Origin of the sequence: Rhizobium sp. ERR 942 (assembly GCF_007828395.1) — a bacterium.
Classification (GTDB): Bacteria; Pseudomonadota; Alphaproteobacteria; order Rhizobiales; family Rhizobiaceae; genus Rhizobium; species Rhizobium dioscoreae.
Window position 1 is genome coordinate 19,088 of the sequence record NZ_VIUA01000005.1, and the last position, 22,997, is coordinate 42,084.

Sequence of the window (22,997 nt, forward strand, 5' to 3'; positions counted from 1 at the left end):
GATGAGCGGATTTACCCTTTCCGACCTCGAACGGATCGTCGAGGAACGCTCCAAGGCCTCGCCGGGCGAATCCTGGACGGCAAAGCTTTTTGCTGCCGGCCAGCCGAAAGCGGCGAAGAAGCTCGGCGAAGAGGCGATCGAGGCGGTGATGGCGGCGGTCGTCAATGATCGCGACAACCTCACCTATGAGGCGGCCGATCTGCTGTACCATCTTTTAGTCGTATTGAAGATTGCCGGCATTCCGTTAGAGAATGTCATGGGTGAGCTTGAGAGGCGCACCAGTCAATCCGGCCTTCAAGAGAAGGCAAGCCGGTAAAACCGATGACGATAGCGACCAAGACCGAGCCAACACACGAGACGCTCGATATTTTCCAGGCGAAAGCCTATTCGCCCTACTATTTCTTCTCCTCGGAAGAATGGGCGAAATTCAGGGCCGACACACCGCTGACGCTGACCGCCGACGAAGTGACGCGGCTGCGCTCCATGGGCGACCCGATCGATCTCGACGAAGTCCGGCGCATCTATCTTTCGCTGTCACGGCTTTTGTCCTCGCATGTGGAATCCTCGCAGATCCTTTTCGAGCAGCGCAATCGCTTCCTCAGTCTTTCCGATATCGCCAAGACGCCCTTCGTCATCGGCATCGCCGGATCGGTCGCTGTCGGCAAATCCACCACGGCCCGTATCCTGAAGGAGCTGCTGGGCCGCTGGCCATCGAGCCCGAAGGTCGATCTCGTCACCACGGACGGCTTTCTCTATCCGAACGCCGAGCTGCAGCGCCGCAACCTGATGCAGCGCAAGGGTTTTCCGGAAAGCTACGATACGGCGGCACTGCTGCGTTTCCTCTCGGCGATCAAGGCCGGCCAGCCGAATGTGCAGGCGCCCTCCTATTCGCACCTCGTCTATGACGTGCTGCCGAACGAATTCAAGACGGTCGATCGCCCGGATATCCTCATCTTCGAAGGCATCAACGTGCTGCAATCGCGGCATCTGCCTGCTGACGGCAAGATCGTGCCGATGGTCTCGGATTTCTTCGACTTCTCCATCTATATCGATGCCGACGAGGAGCTCATCCACAATTGGTACGTCGCCCGCTTCATGCGGCTGCGCGAGACGGCCTTCCGCGACCCCAACTCCTTCTTCCATCGCTATGCTTCGATCAGCGAGGACGAGGCCTTGGCGATTGCCGAGGGGCTTTGGAAGAATATCAACCTGAAGAATTTGCGCCAGAACATCCTGCCGACGCGGCCGCGCGCCGACCTCATCCTGCAGAAGGGGAAGAATCATCTGATCGAGCAGGTGGCGTTGAGGAAACTCTGAGGCTCAGGGCTGAACACGCCTTAAAGTCAAGTTGATCCGCCCACCATTCTTCAGCAATGTCGAGGTTGCAGGATAGATGCGGTCGACACCGTGAAAGCACAATCTTCCCTCGCCGCCGAGAACGACGATATCGCCGCTCGCCAGCTTGAAGGATAGCGTGCGATCATTGCGGTTGAGGCCACCGACGCGAAAGAGGCAGGTGTTCCCGAGCGAGATCGATAGTACGGGCGCCTTGAGATCCTGTTCGTCACGATCCTGATGCAGGCCCATGCGGGCATTGTCGCCATAGAAATTGACGAGACAGGCTTCCGGCGGCTTTTCATAGCCTGCTATATCGTGCCAGAAATCCAGCAATTGCGATGGCATGGCCGGCCAGGGGCGACCGGTGACCGGATGCGTCGGCTGATAGCGATAGCCGCGCTGCTTGTCCGTCACCCAGCCGAGCGAACCGCAATTGGTCATGCGCACCGACATTTCCTTGCCGGTACCCGGCATGACCGGTGTGTACAGCGGCGCCTCGGCCACGATACCGCGAATCGTCTCGACGAGCGCTTCCTGGGCGGGACGGCCGAGATATCCGGGCAGATGGCGAATTCCGTTGGGGAGCAGCATCCATACTTCCTTTGCGCAACACTGGTCAGGTCAGTGCGCCATTGCCGCGCCTTCATGCATGGCCCCTCACCCCAACCCTCTCCCCGCCGGCAGGGCGAGGGGGTCTAATCTGCCTCAACTTAGCCGCCTCAAAGGGAGACTTATTGTTTCACGCTGACGTCCCTTCTCCCGCATGCCGAGAGAAGGCCAGGATGAGAGTCCAGGCACAGAACTACAGCAACGCCGTACGCGCCTGACAAGCCTCATTTTACTCAGCCAACTCAAAACTGCAGCCCGAAAGCCAACCCTAGTCGCCGCCGACCTTGCCGCGCATCTTCTTGACCTCGGAGCGTCCGGATTTTTCCTTCAGCCGGCGCTCGATTGATCCCTTCGTCGGCTTGGTCTTTCGGCGCGGCGGCGGGGGCGGAGCGGCCGCTTCGAGGATCAGTTCCTTCAGCCGCTCGCGCGCATCCTCGCGATTGCGATCCTGGCTGCGGAAGCGGCTGGCCTCGATCATCAGAACACCTTCCTTGGAGACGCGACGACCTGCAAGTCTAACCGCATTCGCCTTGACGCGATCCGTCAGCGATGGGGAATTCTGAACGTTGAAGAAAAGCTGAACTGCGGTTGCGACCTTGTTGACGTTCTGGCCGCCGGGACCGCCCGCCAGAACGAATTGTTCCGTCAGCTCCCAGCCGGCAATCGTGATCCGGTCGTTAATGTAAAGCGCTTCGCTGGCCATGATTTTCTCCGCGCCTGTCTATCCCACATTGATGCGCGGTTGAAAACCACTACCGGATAAAACGAAACCCGGCGAATCGGTCGCCGGGTTTCACGTGAGTCATTCCGCTCTGGATGATTATTCTGCAGCGACCGGCATCCCCGGAGCGGCATCACGGACGTTGCCGTCCACATGATCTTCGAACTTGGCGAAGTTCGTGACGAACATCTGTACTAGCTTCTTGGCCTGGGCATCGTAGGCTTCGCCATCGGCCCAGGTGGAGCGAGGATCGAGGATCGCAGTATCGACACCGTCGACCGCGACCGGAACCGCGAAGCCGAAATTCGCGTCCGTGCGGAATTCGACATTATCGAGGTCGCCCTTCAAAGCCGCCGCGAGCAGAGCGCGCGTCGCCTTGATCGGCATGCGGCTTCCCTTGCCATAGGCGCCACCGGTCCAGCCGGTGTTGACCAGCCAGCAACGGGCGCCGTGGCGGGCGATCAGCTCTTTGAGGAGATTGCCATATTCAGCCGGATGGCGCGGCATGAAAGGAGCGCCGAAGCAGGTCGAGAAGGTGGCTTCCGGCTCGACGACGCCCTTTTCCGTGCCGGCGACCTTGGCGGTGTAGCCGGACAGGAAGTGGTACATCGCCTGATCCGGCGTCAGCTTGGCGATCGGCGGCATGACGCCGAAAGCGTCGGCCGTCAGCATGATGATCGTCTCGGGATGACCGGTGATGCCGGATTCCGATGCATTCGGGATGAAATGCAGCGGATAGGCGCTGCGGGTGTTTTCCGTCAGCGAACCGTCATCAAGATCCGGCCTACCATGCTCGTCGAGCACGACATTTTCCAGGACGGTGCCGAAGCGGCGCGTTGTGGCGTAGATTTCCGGCTCGGCCTCGGCCGAAAGACGGATGGTCTTGGCGTAGCAGCCACCTTCGAAGTTGAAGATGCCGTTTTCACCCCAGCCATGTTCGTCATCGCCGATGAGCGTACGGGTCGGATCGGCCGACAGCGTCGTCTTGCCCGTGCCCGACAGGCCGAAGAAGATCGCGGCATCGCCTTCGGGACCGACATTGGCAGAGCAATGCATCGGCATGACGCCGCGTTCCGGGAGCAGGTAATTCAGGACGGTGAAGACCGATTTCTTCATTTCGCCGGCATAGGAGGTGCCGCCGATAAGGACGATGCCATTGACGAGATCACAGGCGATCACCGTTTCCGTGCGGCAGCCATGGCGCTCCGGATCGGCGCGGAAGCTCGGCAGGTCTATGATCGTCAGCTGCGGCACGAAGCTTTCCAGCGCCGCGCGATCCGGGCGGATCAGCAGGTTGCGGATGAACAACGAGTGCCAGGCGAATTCGGTAATGACGCGCGTTGGCAAAGCATAGTCGACATCGGCGCCGCCGATCAGATCCTGCACGAAGAGATCCTTGCCGCGGGCATGGGCCAGCATGTCCTCATGCAGGAGCTCAAAATGCTCCGGCAACATCGGCTTGTTGTTATCCCACCAGATCTGGTCTTCCGTGGCGGCATTGCGCACCACGAACTTGTCCTTCGGAGAACGGCCGGTGTGCTGGCCGGTCAAGGCCCTGAGCGCGCCATGGGCGGTCAGATCGGCTTCGCGGCGGCGAATCGCCTCTTCGTAAAGGTGAGCTTCCATGAGGTTGTAGCGCACACTGGCGGCGGCTCCCAGGCCGATCGATCCCAGTTCAGTCGCGGGATTGCGGACGCCGAATTGCTCCATCACTTTTTCCTCTACAAAGGGGCTTGGCCGTTAGAACTAACTAAAGCGTAGAGGGCTCTTTTTAAAAGCACAAGAGCTAGAAGCGAGAAATATTTAATGATATCAGTTATTTAATCGATTTAGATAAATTTCCTCAATTTTAAATCGTTTGAATAGAGGGTGGAGGGACGTCATGTCACACAACCTCTGCGCAAGGGTTTTTCCTCACAACAATCCTCCCCTTTATCTTTGCCACAATTTGTTCCACCTTTATCCCCATAAGCGCGCCAGGTTACCGCCGACCGAGCTGGCAGACCGCCTGGGCTGGATTCCAAATCCGGGAGACGCGCACTGATGACGGAGACGAACACCATGTTGACAATCGCGCTCGTTGACGACGACCGCAATATCCTGACTTCCGTATCGATTGCCTTGGAAGCAGAGGGATATAAGGTAGAAACCTACACGGACGGAGCTTCGGCGCTGGACGGCCTGCTTGCCCGGCCGCCGCAACTGGCGATCTTCGATATCAAGATGCCCCGCATGGACGGCATGGAGCTCCTGCGCCGCCTGCGGCAGAAGTCCGATCTGCCCGTGATCTTCCTCACCTCGAAGGATGAAGAGATCGACGAGCTTTTCGGCCTGAAGATGGGCGCCGACGACTTCATCACCAAGCCGTTCTCGCAGCGCTTGCTGGTCGAACGCGTCAAGGCTGTTCTCCGCCGTGCCTCCGCCCGAGACGCCGCAAACGCTGCCGGCGGCGCAGCCGCCGCCAAGCCGGGTGCTGTGCAGCAAGCCCGCTCGCTGGAACGGGGGCAGCTCGTGATGGACCAGGAACGCCATACCTGCACCTGGAAGGGCGAGCCGGTGACGCTCACCGTCACCGAATTCCTCATCCTGCATTCGCTTGCCCAGCGCCCCGGCGTGGTCAAGAGCCGCGACGCGCTGATGGATGCGGCTTATGACGAGCAAGTCTATGTCGACGACCGCACGATCGACAGCCACATCAAGCGGCTGCGCAAGAAATTCAAGATGGTCGACCTCGAATTTGATATGATCGAGACGCTGTATGGCGTGGGCTATCGCTTCCGCGAAGCAGCATAATAGTTAGCGAGACCATACGGATAGTTAACTGGACCATACGGCGGACAATGGATTAAGAGCATGCGGACGGGGTCGCCGACCCCGTTCTTCGAAAGGGCCGTAGGCTTGGCACAGCTGGTGCAGGACAGGGATATAGACGACTCGGAAAGCCCGAGCGGCGCTCGAATCGCGCGCCGGCGCTGGACCCATCCCTTCGTCCTGATCCGCCGCATCTTCGGCAATGCCGTCTTTTCAAGCCTGACGCGACGCATCCTGTTCTTCAATCTGGCCGCCCTCGTCGTTCTGGTCGGCGGCATTCTCTATCTCAATCAGTTCCGCGAGGGCCTGATCGATGCCCGTGTCGAAAGCCTTTTGACGCAGGGCGAGATCATCGCCGGTGCCGTCTCGGCTTCGGCATCGGTCGACACCAACTCCATCACCATCGATCCGCAGAAGCTGCTGGAGCTGCAGGCCGGCCAGAGCATCACGCCCGTTCCGAACGACGAGGATCTGGAATTCCCGATCGATCCGGAAAAGGTGGCGCCGGTGCTGACGCGGCTGATCTCGCCGACGCGCACGCGCGCACGCATCTTCGATGCCGACGCGAACCTGCTGCTCGACAGCCGCCATCTCTATTCCCGCGGCCAGGTGCTGCGCTACGATCTGCCACCCGTCGACGACGAGAAGCAGAGCTGGTCCGACTGGTTCAGCGGCTTGCTCAACAAGATGCTGCAGCCGGGTAACCTGCCTGTCTATAAGGAAGCGCCCGGCGGCGACGGCTCCATCTATCCCGAGGTCATGAATGCGCTGACCGGCGTGCGCGGCGCCGTGGTCCGCACCACGGAGAAGGGCGAACTGATCGTCTCGGTCGCCGTGCCGATCCAGCGCTTCCGCGCCGTGCTCGGCGTGCTGCTGCTGTCGACCCAGGCCGGCGATATCGACAAGATCGTTCATGCCGAGCGCCTCGCGATCATGCGCGTCTTCGGCGTCGCGACGCTCGTCAACGTCGTGCTATCGTTGCTTTTGTCCTCCACCATCGCCAATCCGCTACGCCGGCTCTCGGCTGCGGCCATCCGCGTGCGCCGCGGCGGGGCGAAGGAGCGCGAGGAGATTCCGGACTTTTCCGCTCGCCAGGACGAGATCGGCAATCTGTCGATCGCGCTGCGGGATATGACATCGGCGCTCTACGATCGCATCGATGCGATCGAAAGCTTTGCGGCCGATGTCAGCCATGAACTCAAGAATCCGCTGACATCTCTGCGCAGCGCCGTCGAAACGCTGCCGCTCGCCAAGAGCGACGATTCCAAGAAGCGGCTGATGGATGTGATCCAGCATGACGTTCGCCGCCTCGACCGCCTGATCAGCGATATCTCCGATGCATCGCGCCTCGATGCCGAGCTTGCACGTTCGGATGCCAAGTCGCTCGATCTGGAAGTATTGCTGCGCGACATGATCGATATTTCCAGACAGGTCGGGCACAGCAAGAAATCTGTCGAGATCGACTATATTATCGACCGCAAGCCAGGCAATAAGGCGAACTTCTCCGTCGACGGCCACGACCTGCGCATCGGCCAGATCGTCACCAATCTCATCGAAAACGCACGATCCTTCGTCCCCGCGGAAACCGGCAAGATCACCGTGCGGCTGACGCGGACGCGGACGCGCTGTGTCATCTATATCGAGGATAATGGTCCCGGCATTCAGGCCGAAAATATCGACCGCATCTTCGAACGGTTCTATACCGACCGGCCCGAATCCGAAGGTTTCGGGCAGAATTCCGGCCTCGGCCTGTCGATCAGCCGGCAGATCGCCGAAGCGCATGGTGGCTCGCTGCGCGCCGAGAATATCGTCGACAGCGATGGCTCGACGCTGCTTGGCGCCCGCTTCATCCTATCGCTGCCAGCCCAGACGACGGCGTGAGCGGCCGCATGACGGGCGAGGCGACCAATTCCCACGCAACGGCGATCGTCATTGGCAGGATAGGGCTGCTGTTCCTTGGCCCCTCGGGCAGCGGCAAATCCGCCCTCGCCTTCTCCTGCCTTGCGGCTGCCAAGCCGCTGGGATTGACGGCAAGCCTGGTCGCAGACGACCGCGTGCTGATTGCCGAACAGAACGGCTCCATTATTGCGAAATGCCCGCCCTCGATCGCAGGGCTTATGGAAATCCGCTACACCGGTATCGTTCGCATGCCTTATATTTCCGAGGCCGAAATGCATTTTGCCGTTCGCCCTGTCGACCCGACAACCGCGGAAAGACTACCACCCGAGGATGAGCAGATCGATATTACCGCGTCTGCTCGGTTGCCGTTGATCCGATTGGCTGCAACCTCTGCGAATCCGCTTGCCGTAATAATGGCGAAAACCGGCGCAAGTTTTGGTGAATCGGCCATTTAGGCCCGCATAGGCGCGTAAATCCTGTATTTTAAGCTTGCACTTCGTCTTTTCATCGCCAAGATGTCCCCCCACTGGTGGACGACATTGCTGCATTGCGATATGGGCCACCTGTTTGCGTATGCGATGGGAGCAGTAATATCATGATTGGACTTGTGCTTGTCACTCATGGCAAGCTGGCTGAAGAGTTTCGGCATGCTGTCGAGCATGTCGTTGGTCCGCAGAAGTTCATAGAAACGGTATGCATTGGTCCCGAAGACGACATGGACAAGCGGCGGCAGGATATTCTGCAGGCCGTTGCCGGTGCCGACGACGGGCACGGCGTCATCATCCTCACCGATATGTTCGGCGGCACTCCTTCCAATCTCGCAATCTCCGTCATGAATAGCGGCCACACCGAGGTTATCGCCGGCGTCAATCTGCCGATGCTGATCAAGCTTGCAGGCGTGCGCGGCGACAACAACATGGAAAGGGCCCTGGTGGAAGCTTCAGAGGCCGGGCGTAAATATATCAACGTGGCCAGCCGTGTGCTCAGTGGCAAATAACGAGGCAAACACCGCCCCCATGACCGAGCTTTCCCGGGAACTCCTGATCATCAACAAGCGGGGTCTGCATGCCCGTGCGTCGGCGAAATTCGTGCAGACCGTCGAAGCCTACGACGCCGCCATCACCGTTTCAAAGGACGGCACCACCGTCGGCGGCACCTCGATCATGGGCCTCATGATGCTTGCCGCCAGCCCCGGCTGCAGCGTGCTTGTCACGGCAAGCGGCAATCAGGCCGCCGAAGCGCTTGAGGCGCTCGACCAGCTCGTCGCCAACAAGTTCGGCGAGGAAATCTAGGCTTTTCCGCCTCCTCCCCTGTGGATATAAAGACATAAAGACTTCTTTATATCATTATTGATTTCCACCCTGAAGCCTGCTACACGGCATCATTCCTACACGCTATAGCGTGCAATTCTTGTTGCATTCGGCTGAGGCGTCTGCCCGCGGCGCGATTGCATCGTTCAGGCTGGAGACTCATTGATGAGCGCTGAAAAGGACTACATCGTCGCCGATATCGGCCTTGCCGACTATGGTCGCAAGGAAATCGCAATCGCCGAAACCGAGATGCCAGGCCTGATGGCTTGCCGCGCCGAATTCGGCGAAGCGCAGCCGCTGAAGGGCGCACGCATCACTGGCTCCCTGCATATGACGATTCAAACGGCCGTTCTCATTGAGACGCTGGTGGCCCTCGGCGCTCAGGTGCGCTGGGCATCGTGCAACATCTTCTCGACGCAGGACCATGCCGCCGCGGCCATCGCCGCTTCCGGCGTTCCGGTCTTCGCCGTCAAGGGCGAGAGCCTTGAGGACTACTGGACCTACACGGACAAGATCTTCCAGTGGGCGGATGGCGGTCTCTCCAACATGATCCTCGACGACGGTGGCGACGCCACGATGTACATCCTGCTCGGCGCCCGCGCCGAAGCCGGCGAGGACGTACTCTCCCATCCGCATTCGGAAGAAGAGGAAATCCTCTTCGCACAGATCAAGAAGCGCCTGCAGGCAACGCCCGGCTGGTTCACCAAGCAGCGCGACGCCATCAAGGGCGTGACCGAAGAAACCACCACGGGCGTCAACCGCCTCTATCAGCTCAGCCAGAAGGGCCTGCTGCCCTTCCCGGCGATCAACGTCAACGACAGCGTCACCAAGTCGAAGTTCGACAACAAGTATGGCTGCAAGGAATCGCTGGTCGACGGTATCCGCCGCGCTACCGACGTCATGATGGCCGGCAAGGTCGCCGTCGTCTGCGGCTATGGTGACGTTGGCAAGGGTTCTGCCGCTTCGCTCTCCGGCGCCGGCGCCCGCGTCAAGGTCACCGAAGTCGACCCGATCTGCGCCCTGCAGGCCGCCATGGACGGCTATGAAGTCGTTCAGCTCGAGGACGTCGTTTCCTCGGCCGACATCTTCATCACCACGACCGGCAACAAGGACGTCATCCGCATCGACCATATGCGCGCGATGAAGGACATGGCGATCGTCGGCAACATCGGCCACTTCGACAACGAGATCCAGGTTGCCGCCCTGCGGAACCTCAAGTGGACGAACATTAAGCCGCAGGTCGACATGGTCGAGTTTGCCAAGGGCAACCGTATCATACTGCTATCGGAAGGCCGCCTGCTGAACCTCGGCAACGCCACCGGCCACCCATCCTTCGTGATGTCGGCTTCCTTCACCAACCAGACGCTGGCGCAGATCGAGCTCTTCACCAAGCCCGGGCACTACAAGAACGAAGTCTACGTACTGCCGAAGCACCTCGACGAGAAAGTTGCCCGTCTGCATCTTGCCAAGCTCGGCGTGAAGCTGACGGAGCTTTCGGAAGAGCAGGCTGCGTATATCGGCGTGACGCCGAAGGGCCCATTCAAGTCTGACCACTACAGATACTGATTATTAAAACAGTATCCACAACATCTTGTGGCCCTGGCATTGACAAATGCCGGGGCTTATTTTTTAGCCAGCTCCCTTCCCCCAGATTCTCCTAGGCAGTATTGTTTTTACACTTGATTCGTGACGAACCGGGCGTGCCCGGAGCCATGAAAATGGGATGTCTTGTCAGGATGCGGCACATTATAGGACGGAGACAGACCTCTTATGTTTGAAGGGGAAGACAACCTGCATCAACCAGCGCTACATCGAGTGGCGACGCGGTTGCGGCAGGGCGGTGCATATTGGCTTTCGGCAAAAGCGAAGCTGGGCAAAGGTTGGCTGGTGCGCCTGAGCCGCTTACTGCAGCTCAGCGTTTTCGGCGGTCTCGTGACCGGCCTGGCAGGTCCCGTTCTCGCTCAAAGCAATGATGCCGCGCAGGCGAGCATGCGCCTCTTCACCTCTTCGGAAATGGCCATCTTCTCCGTCATCATTGGCGTGATCTCCGCCGCACTCCTCTCGACCATGTGGATGGTCCGACAGCGCGGCAACATGGAAAGCGAAAGCCGCGAGATCCGCACGGCCCTTTCGGATGCCAACCAGCGTATTTCGCAATATCAGGCGCTGATTGCCGACAAGAACCGCCGCATCGTCATCTGGGATGGCCCGAATGCGCGGCCCGAACTGCTCGGACAGCTTCCGGTCGAGACCGGCGCGCCGCAGGACAATGAATTCCTCGCCTTCGGTCGCTGGCTGAAATCATGGTCGGCCGGCGAGCTTGACAAGGCTATCGACACGCTGCGCAGCAGCGGCCAGAGCTTCGACATGGTGGTCGAGACCAATCGCGACGAAATTCTGGAGGCGCAGGGCCGCATTTCCGGCGGGCGCGCTTTTGTACGCTTCATCGCGCTCAACAACCTGCGCGCCGAACTCGCTGAGCTGAAGATCGAACGCGACCGGCTGATGACCTCGATCTCTACCTTCCAGAATTTGCTCGATGCCATCGACCTGCCGGTCTGGCAGCGCGATGCGGAAGGCAAGCTCACCTGGGTGAATCAGGCCTATGGCGAGGCCGTGGAAGCGGTTTCGACCGATGAAGCGGTGCGCGAGGGACGGGAATTCCTGACGACCGTGACCCGCGAGCGCATTCGTGCGGCAGCCACGCCGGAGTCGCCATTCCACGACAAGATTTCAACCGTCGTGCATGGCAACCGCACTTTCTTCGATGTCGTCGATGTGAAGGCTCCGAACGGTTCCGCCGGCATCGCCATCGACGTCTCCGAGGCAGAAGGCGTTCGAGCGGAGCTCGCACGCACGCTGAAGAGCCATGCCGAAACACTCGATCATCTGGCAACGCCGGTTGCGATCTTCGACGGCGAGCGGCGGCTGCAATTCTACAATCAGGCTTTCGTCCAGTTGTGGGAACTCGACATCGCGTTCCTCGAAAAGCGACCCGACAACAGCGAGCTTCTGGACAGGCTGCGCAGCGCCAAGAAGCTGCCCGAGCAGCTGAACTGGAAGACATGGAAGGACGGCGTACTTTCGGTCTATCGCGCACTCGATACACAGACCGATCTCTGGCATCTGCCCAACGGCCAGATTCTCCGGGTCTTCGCCACGGCGCATCCTCAAGGGGGTGCGACATGGGTGTTCGAGAACCTGACTGAACAGGTCGATCTCGAAACCCGCTACAACACCCTGGTCAAGGTTCAGGGCGAAACCATCGACCATCTGTCCGAAGGCGTCGCCGTTTTCGGTCCCGATGGCCGCATCCGCCTGTCGAATCCGGCCTTCCGCATTCTCTGGAACATCACAGAGGCACAGGCGAAGCCCGGGACGCATATTCAAGCCCTGGCCGAGGCGTGCGCGCCTTCTTACGACCGGCCGGACGGGTGGAAGCGGTTTGCCGAGCAGATCACCAGTTTCAACGACGAGCGGCCCTCATCGCAGGGCACTCTGGAACTTTACTCCAATCTTGTACTCGACTACGCCGTCATTCCTCTGCCGAATGCACAGACCATGCTGACATTTGTCAACAAGACCGACAGCGTGCGCGCCGAGCGCGCCCTGACCGAGAAGAACGAAGCGTTGCTGAAGGCGGACGAGCTGAAGAACGATTTCGTCCAGCACGTCTCCTACGAGCTGCGTTCGCCGCTGACCAATATCATCGGCTTTACCGACCTCCTGAAGACGCCGGGCATCGGCTCGCTGAACGAGCGGCAGGCCGAATATATCGACCATATCTCGACCTCGTCTTCCGTGCTGCTGACGCTGGTCAACGACATCCTTGATCTCGCCACGCTCGACGCCGGCATCATGCGGCTGAACTATTCCGAGATCGTGCTCTCCGACCTGCTTGACGAAGTCTCGATGCAGATCGCCGACCGGCTGCAGGAAAGCGGCGTGATGCTTGAAATCACCGTGCCGGCGCACCTCGGCTCTATCGTTGCCGATCAGCAGCGGCTGAAGCAGATCCTGCTGAAACTTCTGACCAATGCCGCCAATTTCGCGCCCGAGGGATCGACGATCTCGTTGAGATGCGGACGCGAAGGCACGGATTTCGTCTTCTCCGTCTCGGACAAGGGTCCCGGCATTCCCGAGGATTTGATCAACACGGTTTTCAACCGCTTCGCCTCCGGTGGCAAGGGCGGCAAGCGCAGCGGTGCCGGCCTTGGCCTTTCCATCGTCGAAAGCTTCGTCAGCCTGCATGAAGGCGAGGTTTCGATCGAAAGCCAGCCGGGCAAGGGAACGACGGTCACCTGCCGGATTCCTTCAGCCGAGCTGCCTCACTCCGTCGCAGCAGAATGACAGCCTCCGACAACAGCATGTCCCTTTTCCTCGCAGATGACGCCGCCACGGCGCAGCTCGGCGAGGATCTGGCGCTGGCCCTAAGGGTCGGCGACTGTCTGGCGCTATCAGGCGATCTCGGCGCGGGGAAATCCTCGCTGGCACGCGCGCTACTACGCGCCATGGCCGACGATTCCGAACTGGACGTGCCAAGCCCAACCTTTACGCTCGTGCAATCCTACGAGCTGCGTATCCCCGTCTCGCATTTCGATCTCTATCGCCTCGGCGATCCCAGCGAATTAACGGAACTCGGCTTCGACGAGGCCCTCCAGACCGGCATCTGCCTTGTGGAATGGCCTGAAATGGCCGAAGGCGAGCTGCCGAAGGAGCGCATCGACCTCAAGCTAACGCATGAAGGCGAAGGACGGCGCGCCATCATCACGGCACCGGCCAAGCGGATCGCACGCATCGAGCGCGTACTGGCTATACGCGCCTTTCTCGATTCGCATGGCTATCGCGGTTCCGCCAGACGTTTCCTCACGGGCGATGCCTCGCTGCGTGCCTATGAGTCCATCTATCCAAAGGATGGCGGCAGCCGCGTGATCCTGATGGATTGGCCGCGCCTCCCGGAAGGGCCGCCGGTGCTCGATGGGAAACCCTATCCGAAGGTCGCGCATCTCGCTTGGGATGCCTATCCCTTCGTGGCGATCGCCAATATCCTCCGCCAAAACGGCTTTGCCGCTCCGGAAATCTTTGCCGCCGATTACGACCAGGGCATTCTTCTGATCGAGGACCTCGGCACCGATGGCGTTCTCGATGCCGAAGGCAAGCCGATTGCCGAGCGCTATCGGGCCAGCGTTGCCTGCCTTGCGCACCTACACAGCCTTTCGATTCCCGGCGATATTCCAGTCACGCCGGATCACATCCATCACATTCCGGATTTCGACCGGACCGCCATGAAGATGGAAGCGCGGCTGCTGCTCGACTGGCATCTGCCCTGGAAGCGCGGCACGCCGGCAAGCGATGAGGAACGGGCCGACTATCTCGCGATCTGGGACAAGCTGATCGATCAGCTCGAAGATGCGGAAAAGAACCTGCTGCTGCGTGACATGCATTCGCCAAACATCATCTGGCGGGCGCATGAACAGGGCATAAAGCGTATCGGCCTCATCGACTTCCAGGATGCGATGATCGGGCCGACCTCCTACGACGTCGCCTCGCTGGTGCAGGATGCGCGCGTGACGATCGAACGCGACCTGCATGACCAGCTTCTGGTCGACTATCTCGCACTTCGTCATGCCCAAGGCGACTTCGACGAGACGAAATTCCTGAAGAGCTGGGCGATCATGTCGGCACAGCGCAATTGCAAGCTTGCCGGTCTCTGGGTCCGGCTCTTGCAGCGCGACGGCAAGCCGGGATATCTGAAGCACATGCCGCGCACACTCGCCTACCTCGCCATCGCTCTCGAACACGAAGCGCTCGCACCTCTGCGAGAATGGTGCGAAAAGGCCGGCATTGGCCAGGTTTGAGTTATGGAGACTTTGCAATAGGCAAAATCGGAACATGCTTTTAGGACGCCGGACGTTATTTTCGATTGCTTGGCTTTCCGGCTTTATGTTTTTGGTAAAGCGCGGTTTTGGAGACGATTTGGCCAGTCCTGATAAGCCAGAGCCTTTCGGCTACAAGACTGGTTGGTTGGCAATTAGCACCAGTGATACGACTGCGGTCATTAATCAACTCGGACTAACCCAGGTGCAGGCCGCGACATGGCGACGAGGGCTCGAAGAAACTCATGCCTATCCCCCGAAGGGAGTTCCCGTTTTTGTGTGCCCACCAATCAATGGCTGGACGCTCGTTGTCACAGGGCTAAACGTTGATGGTGATAGCGAGGCTTTACGGAAAGCTTTATGCGATCTGTCGAATAGATTTGGCGATGCCCAGTATTTTGCCTCTTATCGAGTGGTCAACGCTCAAGTATGGCAACGCGCACGCCACGGCGCAATGGAGCGGGCTTTCAGCGTAGCCTCTGGTACCGTTACTCTGAATTTTGGCGCGACAACGCGCGATGAAATGGATCTCGGCCTGCCGGAAATTTCGGCGCTTACACCGGAGTATCTCACCAAAGCATCCGATCCTTTATACGACCGTTGGATTTTTGGCTCGGAGGATAATCCATCGCTGCTAGCCGAGAAGTGGAGTATCAATCCATTAAAAATTGGTACTGACTTCGCGACAACACCTTCGATAGGACACTTGGCTCAGATGCGATCGCTCTGACGGCCGGATTGGCGGCAATGGCTGGAAACGACTCGACGCGTGGCGGCGAAGAAAAGCAGAACTGCTCTACCGAACCAAGACTGGCGACGGCTTTCCGGCCTTGTGCTATGGAAAGAAGATATGAATCGAAAGTTCGAGACGAAATGACCATCAAGCAAGCCATGGTTTTGGCCGCGGGGCTTGGAACCCGCATGCGACCGATCACTGACACCATCCCGAAGCCACTGGTGAAGATCGCCGGCAAGCCGATGATCGATTATACGCTGGATGCATTGGTGCAGGCGGGGGTCGAGCGGGCCGTCGTCAACGTCCATCACCATGCCGACCAGATGGAGGCGCATCTCCGCAGCTATCGCGGGCTTGAAATCCTGATTTCCGACGAGCGGGACGCGCTGATGAACAATGGCGGCGGCCTCGTCAAAGGCCTGAAACTTCTGAGCCGCGATCCGGTGTTCGTTATGAACGCCGATCTGTTCTGGATCGGTGAGAAGCCAGGCCATCCCACCAATCTGGAAAAGTTAGCCGGATTCTACGATGAGCAGCGCATGGACATGGCTATGCTCTGCGTCGAACTAGAACGGACTACAGGCCATAACGGCAAGAATGACTTCGCCATGGCGCAAGACGGAAGGCTCGCCCGCTACCGCGATGTCGGACGCGAGGGCGTCGTCTATGCCGGCGCAATTGCGATGAGCCCCTCTTTCCTCGATGATGCGCCTGATGATGCTTTCAACGTCAATATCTACTTCGACAAGGCCATCGAGCGCGGCCGGCTCTACGGCACCCTGATGGATGGTCACTGGTTGACAGTCGGTACGCCGGAAGCAATCGGCGAGGCGGAGGAAGCGATCCGGAATTTCCGGGCGTTTGCGTGAGCCTATGGCAGGCGGACACCGGCAGCGCATTCTGACGATTCCGGCAGGCCTGCCCTTCCTGAAAACGCTGGCGTCGGCTCTCTGCGATGGCCGGCTGACCGAGCATTTCCACCATGATCCGAGCGACCCGTTGTCGCTCGCCAAGGTCAGCATCTTCCTGCCGACGCGGCGCGCGGCGCGCGTGCTGCGTTCGGAATTCGTCGATCTGCTCGGCGGCCGCTCCGCCATCCTGCCGGTCATTCGCCCTCTTGGAGAAACCGATGACGACAGCGGCTATTTCGAAGAAGCCTTGCCCGAAACGGCGGATCTCGCGCAACCGCTTGCCAATACGGCGCGACTTCTTGAGCTGGCGCGGCTGATCCTTGCGTGGCGCAACAAGCTGCCGCAGATCGTCCGCGACATTCACTCCGATTCGCCGCTAGTCGCACCCGCGAGCCCAGCGGATGCCATATGGCTCGCACGCAATCTCGCCGAGCTCATCGACTCGCTGGAGACCGAGGATCGCGAATGGAGCGAGCTTGCCAGCCTCAGCGCGGAGGATCATGCGCTCTGGTGGCAGCTGACGGCCGAATTTCTGGCGATCGCAAGCGCCTTCTGGCCGGCGCGCCTCGAAGAACTCGGCAAATCATCGCCCACCCGCAACCGCAACGCCATTCTGCGTGCGGAAGCGCAGCGCATGTCCACCATGCGCCATCCCGGCCCGGTCATCATTGCCGGCTCGACGGGCTCGGTGCCGGCAACGGCTGAGCTGATCGCAGCCGTTGCCGCCCTGCCGCAAGGTGTCATCGTGCTCCCCGGCCTCGATCTTTCGATGCCTGAGGAAGATTGGCAGCTGGTGGCGCCGGAGACATCGATTGGCGAGAGAGCCGATCCGACCACACGCAGCCATCCGCAATATGGTCTTTCGCTGCTGCTGAAACGATTGCAGGTCACCCGGCGTGATGTCGAAACTGTCGCGGATGCGTCTGAAACCATGCAGATGCGGGCGCAGATCCTGTCTCGAGCGCTGGCGCCGGCCAAGGCGACGAGCGGCTGGGGAAGCTGGCGCAAGACGCTCGCTCCCGATGCGATCTCGGGCGCATTTGCCGATGTCGCGCTGATCGAAGCAGCCAATGAACGCGAGGAGGCGACCGCGATCGCCATCGCCTTGCGGCTGGCGTTGGATAAGCCGGGGCGCAACGGCGGTGAAAGCCAGGCCGCCTTGATCACGCCCGACCGCAATCTCGCCCGGCGTGTGACGGCCGAGCTTGCCCGTTTCGGCATCACCGCCGACGATTCGGCCGGGACGCCGCTGAATGCCACGCCACAGGGTACGTTGCTGCAATTGCTGCTGGAGGCATCCCTTCGCCCTGGCGATCCCGTTGCCGTCGTCTCACTGCTCAAGCATCCCCTCGCCTTGTTCGGCCTGTCGGCGGAAATACACCAGCCAGGAGTCGATGCGCTGGAGGTTCTTGCGCTCAGGGGCGGCGTCGATCACGTCGAGATCAGTCGGCTGGGAGCCCTGCTTGACGACCGCGTGGCGGAGCAGGCCAATGACCGCCATACGCCGCAATGGCGCAAAGCGCTGCCGCCTGAGACCATCGAGCATGCGCGGGCGCTGGCCCAGCGAGTGACCGCGGCATGCGAACCTCTGGTATCGACGCTTTCCCTGCCCGCGTCAGAAGGCCTCCTCACACTTTCGGATTGGGCGGAGCGCACCGGCCGTGCCCTGGAAGCCGTCGCCGTCGACGAGCGTGGCAGCCTGGCAGGCCTTTGGGCGGGCGAAGCCGGGGACACGCTTGCCAGCCTACTCCGGGATATCATTGAGACCGAAGGTCAGCTTGAGGCCGATGGCGTGCAGTGGATCGATATCATGGCCGCGCTCTGCGTCGGCCAAGCGGTGAAGCCGCGGGCGCTCAGCCATCCTCGCCTCTTCATCTTCGGTACGCTGGAAGCACGCCTACAGAGCGTCGACACGCTGATCCTCGGCGGGTTGAACGAAGGATCCTGGCCGGGGCAGACGGCAAACAATCCCTTCATTTCGCGCGGCATGAAGACAGAGATCGGCCTGGAGCCGCCGGAGCGCCGCATCGGCCAGCTCGCGCACGATTTCGAAATGGCGAACGGCACGCGCGATCTGATCTATTCCCGCGCGCTGCGTCAGGGCTCGACACCGACAGTCGCGTCGCGCTGGCTGCAGCGGCTGATAGCGCTTGGCGGCAAAGAATTAGAGGACGCAATGAAGGCGCGCGGCGACCAGTATCGCCATTGGGCAGGGATGATCGACGAAGGAGAAAACCAGGCGCCGGCGCTGCGCCCGGCACCGAAGCCGCCTGCAGAGCTGCAGCCGAAGAGCTATTCCTTTAGCGAAGTGGGCCGGTTGCGGCGCGATCCCTATGCGATCTATGCCCGGCGCGTGCTGCGGCTCGATCCTGTGGAGCCGTTCAATCGCGATCCCGGCCCAGCCGAACGTGGTACGCTCTATCACAAGATCATCGATCGTTTCGTCCGCGAAGGGCATGTGGCCGGCACGGCGGATGCGGCGCTGGCCATGGATCGGATCATCGCCGAGCTCTTCGATGCCGAGCGGCTGCCCGTCCATATCGACAGCGTCTGGCGCCCGCGTTTTCGCGAGGTGGCGCGCGCCTTCCTTGACTGGGAAGCGGGCCGGCGGTCGGCGGTTCGCAAAACGGCGACGGAAGTGCCGGCCGGCGTCGAGATCGAGCCGATCGGCATTCGGTTGACCGGCGTTGCCGACCGTATCGACATCAAGAGCGACAAGGGCGCCGATCTCATCGATTACAAGACCGGCTACAATCCCTCACCGCCACAGGCGCGCGCGCTTCTCGATCCGCAGCTGGCGCTGGAAGCCTATGCGTTGCAAGCCGGTGCCTTCCGCAATATCGGCGCACTCATGCCCGAAAACCTGCTCTATGTCCGCTTGCGGCCCGGCGACCGCTTCAAGGTCGACCAGGTCAACAACGAACATTCCAGCCGCGGCGGCAAGACGGAAACCAAGTCGGCTATGGATCTCGCGCAGGAATCGATGGACCAGCTGGTGAAATTCGTCTCGCTGCTGCAATCGGGCGAGAAGGGGTTTTCCTCGCGGCTGATCCCGGCCCAGCAGTTCGAATATGGCGGTGACTACGATCACCTCGCCCGCGTTTCGGAATGGTCGACGGCCGAGACCGAGCAGGAAGGCGGCGGCGATGAGTGATTTTCCCGCCGATGATATCGCCATCCTGCCCGAAAGCGACGATCCCGGCGTCTGGATCAGCTGGACGACGATTCAGCAATCGATCGCCTCCGACCCCGAACGCTCGGCCTGGGTTTCGGCCAATGCCGGCTCCGGCAAGACACATGTGCTGACGCAACGCGTCATCCGCCTGCTTCTTTCCGGCGCCCGCCCCTCGGCGATCCTCTGCCTGACCTATACCAAGGCCGCGGCCTCCGAAATGTCGAACCGCGTCTTCGACCGGCTTGCCGCCTGGGCGACGATGCCGGACGAAGAATTGAAGAAACGCATCGCCGATATCGAGGGCAAGGAGCCTGACATCTTCAAGCTCGCCGAGGCGCGGCGGCTCTTTGCCAAGGCGCTGGAAACGCCGGGTGGGCTGAAGATTCAGACCATTCATGCCTTTTGCGAGGCCTTGCTGCATCAGTTCCCACTCGAGGCCAATGTCGCCGGCCATTTCTCCGTGCTCGACGATCGCGCCGCTGAAGTGCTGCTCGACGATGCCCGCCGCGCCTTGCTGACGGCAACGACGCCGCATGGCGATGCCGAATTGGCGCGTGCTTTCGACTATGTGCTCGATCTCGGTGATGAATCCGGCCTTGAGACGCTGCTTGGCGATATCATTGCCAATCGCAATGCGATCCGCCGCTTTACCGAGACGGCCGAACGCAACGGGGGCGTCGAAACTGCGTTGCTTGCTCGGCTTGGCCTTCCGCCCGGTGAGACGGAAACGAGCATTGCCGAGCAATATTGGCCGTTGCCCGGTCTGTCTGGTGCAACGCTGGAGCTTTACCTAACGCTTGCCGATCAGAAGGGCGGCACCAAGGCTCAGGAAGTTGCTTATGCGCTGCGCCTCGCCAAACGCGAGGCAGATCCGCTTGCCCGTGCCGAGATCCTCGAAAAGGCCATGCTGACCGCCAAGGGCGAACCGAAATCGGACAGCCAGTTCTTCGTCAAGGCCATGCTTGCCGATGCGCCGGCACTCGCCGAAGCGGTCGCTGAGGCGCGCGCCCATGTCGTTGCCAGCCGCGACCGGCTGAAGCTGATGCGGATGTATCGGGCCACCCATGCCGCGCTTATTCTCGCCGATCGTCTGAACCGCGACTATGAGGAACTGAAGAAGCGGCGCAGCCAGCTCGATTTCGAAGACCTCATCACCCGTACGGCCGACCTTCTGACCAAGAAGGATGTCGGGCCGTGGATCCACTACAAGCTGGATCAGGGCATCGATCACATTCTCGTCGACGAGGCGCAGGATACGAGCCCGATCCAGTGGAGCGTCATCCAGTCGCTGGCCGAAGATTTCTTCTCCGGTGACAGCGCCCGGCCGACGCTGCGCACGATCTTTGCCGTCGGCGACGAGAAGCAATCGATCTATTCGTTCCAGGGCGCCCGTCCCGAACGGTTTTCCGAGGAAAGCGATCGCACAAGACGGCGCGTGGCGGCGAGCGGCCAGCAATTCTCATCGATCCGCCTGCCGCTGTCCTTCCGCTCGACGGCCGATGTGCTCGGCGCCGTCGATCATGTCTTCACCAGTCCGGAGAATGCCCGGGGGCTTAGCGCCGTTAACGAGCCTGTCGTGCATCGTTCCAGCCGCATCGGCCACCCCGGCGCCGTCGATCTCTGGGAAATGATTGCGCCGGAGCCGGCCGCCAAGGAAGAGGATTGGACGGCACCGTTCGATTCGACCCCGGAGAGCGCACCTGCTGCCATCCTGGCGCGGCGGATGGCGCATACGATCGGCAATCTCATCGGCCGGGAAACGATCATCGAGAAGGGTAAGGCGCGTTTCATCGAGGCCGGCGACATTCTCGTGCTGGTGCGCAAGCGCGACAGCTTCGTCAACGCGCTGACCCGAGCGCTGAAGCGGCGCGGCAACATTCCGGTCGCCGGCGCCGATCGTCTGGTGCTGACGAGCCATATCGCCATTCAGGATCTTCTGGCGCTCGGCCGTTTCCTGTTGCTGCCGGAGGACGATCTCTCGCTCTGTGCGCTGCTGAAGAGCCCCTTGTTCGACCTCAGCGAAGAGGATGTCTTTGCGATCGCCGCCTATCGCGATGACGAGGAAGGCGTCTGGAGCCACCTGCAGAGATTTGCCGCCGAAGGCCATGACCGCTTCGGGCAGGTGGTCGAACGGCTGAGAACCTTTCTTGCTCTGTCCAAGAGCCTGCCCGTACACGATTTCTATGCGCGCGTGCTTGGCAGCTTCGGCGGCAGGCGGAAATTTCTGGCGCGGCTCGGCACCGAGGTCAGCGATATCCTCGACGAATTCCTGACCTTCACACTCGATCACGAGACGAGCGGCCTGCCCGGCCTGCAATCCTTCATCTCGACGCTGGAGCTGGAAGCGCCGACGGTGAAGCGCGAGCAGGACAAGGGCCGCAACGAAGTGCGGATCATGACGGTACACGCCTCGAAGGGGCTGGAGGCACCGATCGTCTTCCTCGTCGATGGCGGCGGCAAGGCCTTTACCCATACGCATCTGCCGAAGATGCGGTTGATCGAAACTGGCAAGGAGGAAATCCCGCTGCCGGTCTGGGTGCCGATCTCGGCGCTCGCCAATTCCCTGACGCAGGCCGATACAGCGCGGCTGCAGGCACTGGCGGAGGAGGAATATCGCCGGTTGCTCTATGTCGGCATGACGCGCGCCGCCGACCGGCTGATCATTTGCGGCTACCGCGGCATCCGCGAGAATGCCGATACCTGGCATGCGATGATTTCCGCGGCGCTGCGCGGGCAAGAACTGCACTGCACGCAGAAGACCTTCACCGGCCCGGATGGCGACTGGCAGGGCTTGAGCTGGCGGGTTGCCCAGGTCCAGCTCGAATTCGAGACCGCAAGAGAGCATGAGAAGCGTTCGGAGCGCGTCGGCCTGCCGGCGGGTCTCAGCCGGCCATTGCCGCCGCAAAAAAGCCTGCCGCGGCCGCTCAGCCCCTCCGGCGTCGGCACCGTCATCGACGAGGAAGCCGACGATCTGTTGGTGACTTCGGCGCTTTTCGGCGAGAAAACCAAAACCGACCGCGCCCTTCAGAAAGGCCGTTTCATTCACCGCATGCTGCAGACCTTGCCCGAAATCGCGCCCGAGGAGCGCGCCGATGCCGCCCGTCGCTATGCCGAACGAGCGGCGCGCTTCTGGCCTCAGGCCGAGCAAGAGGCGCTGGTGAAGTCCGTCATGGCGCTGCTGTCGCATCCTGACCTGCAGGGCACCTTCAGCACCCATGCGCAAGCCGAAGTCTCGATCATGGGTACGCTGAAGCTCGGCAACCAATCCTATGCCGTCTCCGGCCGCATCGACCGGTTGGCTGATCTGGACGACCGCGTCGTCATCCTCGACTATAAGACGAATCGCGTGCCGCCTGACTGGGAAAGCAACATCCCCTTCGCGCATAAGGCGCAGCTTGCCATCTATCGCGAGATCCTTTCGCCGCTCTATCCGGGAAAGCGCATCGACTGCATGCTGGTCTATACCGAAAATGCCTCGATCTACACGCTGTCGGACGAGGTGCTTGCATTGGCGCTTGCGGAGCTCGAGACAAAGTGAAATACCAGATATTGAAATCTGGGCACCGCACCATCACATATCTAGCAACCCGTAAATCCTGGTAAGGAGCAGC

General features: G+C 60.7%; 17 protein-coding genes. 14 read left to right on the forward strand and 3 right to left on the reverse strand.

The window, feature by feature from the left end; translation table 11 throughout:
* Position 1: 1 nt before the first annotated feature.
* Positions 2-316 carry a phosphoribosyl-ATP diphosphatase gene (locus FBZ97_RS20225; RefSeq protein WP_113352884.1) on the forward strand — a complete coding sequence of 105 codons (315 nt, stop codon included), beginning with the start codon at positions 2-4 and terminating at the stop codon, positions 314-316.
* A 5-nt stretch (positions 317-321) separates the two neighbouring features.
* A complete protein-coding gene (coaA, locus tag FBZ97_RS20230) occupies positions 322-1,317 on the forward strand; it encodes a type I pantothenate kinase (protein ID WP_069613947.1) in 996 nt (331 codons plus the stop codon).
* A 3-nt stretch (positions 1,318-1,320) separates the two neighbouring features.
* On the opposite strand, the gene FBZ97_RS20235 is transcribed toward coaA, so the two are convergent.
* From FBZ97_RS20235 to FBZ97_RS20245, 3 genes are all read right to left on the reverse strand, one after another.
* Positions 1,321-1,929 (reverse strand): alpha-ketoglutarate-dependent dioxygenase AlkB, encoded by a 609-nt coding sequence (locus FBZ97_RS20235; protein ID WP_113389644.1) that lies wholly within the window; start codon positions 1,927-1,929, stop codon positions 1,321-1,323.
* A gap of 286 nt (positions 1,930-2,215) precedes the next feature.
* Positions 2,216-2,650 carry an alternative ribosome rescue aminoacyl-tRNA hydrolase ArfB gene (arfB, locus tag FBZ97_RS20240; protein ID WP_069613945.1) on the reverse strand — a complete coding sequence of 145 codons (435 nt, stop codon included), beginning with the start codon at positions 2,648-2,650 and terminating at the stop codon, positions 2,216-2,218.
* 117 nt (positions 2,651-2,767) lie between these two features.
* Positions 2,768-4,378, reverse strand: a complete 1,611-nt coding sequence (locus FBZ97_RS20245; protein ID WP_145321690.1) for a phosphoenolpyruvate carboxykinase — start codon at positions 4,376-4,378, stop codon at positions 2,768-2,770.
* A gap of 351 nt (positions 4,379-4,729) precedes the next feature.
* On the opposite strand from FBZ97_RS20245, the gene FBZ97_RS20250 reads away from it, so the two are divergent.
* From FBZ97_RS20250 to addA, 12 genes are all read left to right on the forward strand, one after another.
* A complete protein-coding gene (locus tag FBZ97_RS20250; RefSeq protein WP_197044218.1) occupies positions 4,730-5,461 on the forward strand; it encodes a response regulator transcription factor in 732 nt (243 codons plus the stop codon).
* 105 nt (positions 5,462-5,566) lie between these two features.
* On the forward strand, positions 5,567-7,360 hold the full coding sequence (locus FBZ97_RS20255) for a sensor histidine kinase (RefSeq protein ID WP_173002576.1): 1,794 nt from the start codon (positions 5,567-5,569) through the stop codon (positions 7,358-7,360).
* Between the two features lie 8 nt (positions 7,361-7,368).
* Positions 7,369-7,833, forward strand: a complete 465-nt coding sequence (locus FBZ97_RS20260; protein ID WP_113395807.1) for an HPr kinase/phosphorylase — start codon at positions 7,369-7,371, stop codon at positions 7,831-7,833.
* A 140-nt stretch (positions 7,834-7,973) separates the two neighbouring features.
* Complete coding sequence (locus tag FBZ97_RS20265) at positions 7,974-8,375, forward strand: PTS sugar transporter subunit IIA (RefSeq protein ID WP_015338202.1); 402 nt, start codon at positions 7,974-7,976, stop codon at positions 8,373-8,375.
* Positions 8,376-8,394: 19 nt separating this feature from the next.
* Positions 8,395-8,670 carry an HPr family phosphocarrier protein gene (locus FBZ97_RS20270; RefSeq protein WP_069613940.1) on the forward strand — a complete coding sequence of 92 codons (276 nt, stop codon included), beginning with the start codon at positions 8,395-8,397 and terminating at the stop codon, positions 8,668-8,670.
* A gap of 183 nt (positions 8,671-8,853) precedes the next feature.
* The gene (gene ahcY, locus FBZ97_RS20275; RefSeq protein ID WP_113352879.1) at positions 8,854-10,254 is read left to right on the forward strand and encodes an adenosylhomocysteinase; all 1,401 of its coding nucleotides are present in this window, start codon (positions 8,854-8,856) and stop codon (positions 10,252-10,254) included.
* A 204-nt stretch (positions 10,255-10,458) separates the two neighbouring features.
* Positions 10,459-13,038 carry a PAS domain-containing sensor histidine kinase gene (locus FBZ97_RS20280; RefSeq protein WP_113352878.1) on the forward strand — a complete coding sequence of 860 codons (2,580 nt, stop codon included), beginning with the start codon at positions 10,459-10,461 and terminating at the stop codon, positions 13,036-13,038.
* Entirely contained in the window at positions 13,035-14,546 is a 1,512-nt protein-coding gene (gene tsaE / locus FBZ97_RS20285; protein ID WP_145321692.1) for a tRNA (adenosine(37)-N6)-threonylcarbamoyltransferase complex ATPase subunit type 1 TsaE, read from the forward strand. The genes FBZ97_RS20280 and tsaE overlap by 4 nt, the downstream gene beginning before the upstream one ends.
* A gap of 34 nt (positions 14,547-14,580) precedes the next feature.
* Positions 14,581-15,294 carry a hypothetical protein gene (locus tag FBZ97_RS20290; RefSeq protein ID WP_145321694.1) on the forward strand — a complete coding sequence of 238 codons (714 nt, stop codon included), beginning with the start codon at positions 14,581-14,583 and terminating at the stop codon, positions 15,292-15,294.
* Positions 15,295-15,437: 143 nt separating this feature from the next.
* A complete protein-coding gene (locus tag FBZ97_RS20295) occupies positions 15,438-16,169 on the forward strand; it encodes a nucleotidyltransferase family protein (RefSeq protein ID WP_145321696.1) in 732 nt (243 codons plus the stop codon).
* A 4-nt stretch (positions 16,170-16,173) separates the two neighbouring features.
* Positions 16,174-19,365, forward strand: a complete 3,192-nt coding sequence (gene addB / locus FBZ97_RS20300) for a double-strand break repair protein AddB (RefSeq protein WP_113389649.1) — start codon at positions 16,174-16,176, stop codon at positions 19,363-19,365.
* Entirely contained in the window at positions 19,358-22,924 is a 3,567-nt protein-coding gene (addA, locus tag FBZ97_RS20305) for a double-strand break repair helicase AddA (RefSeq protein ID WP_145321698.1), read from the forward strand. The genes addB and addA overlap by 8 nt, the downstream gene beginning before the upstream one ends.
* Positions 22,925-22,997 lie beyond the last annotated feature (73 nt).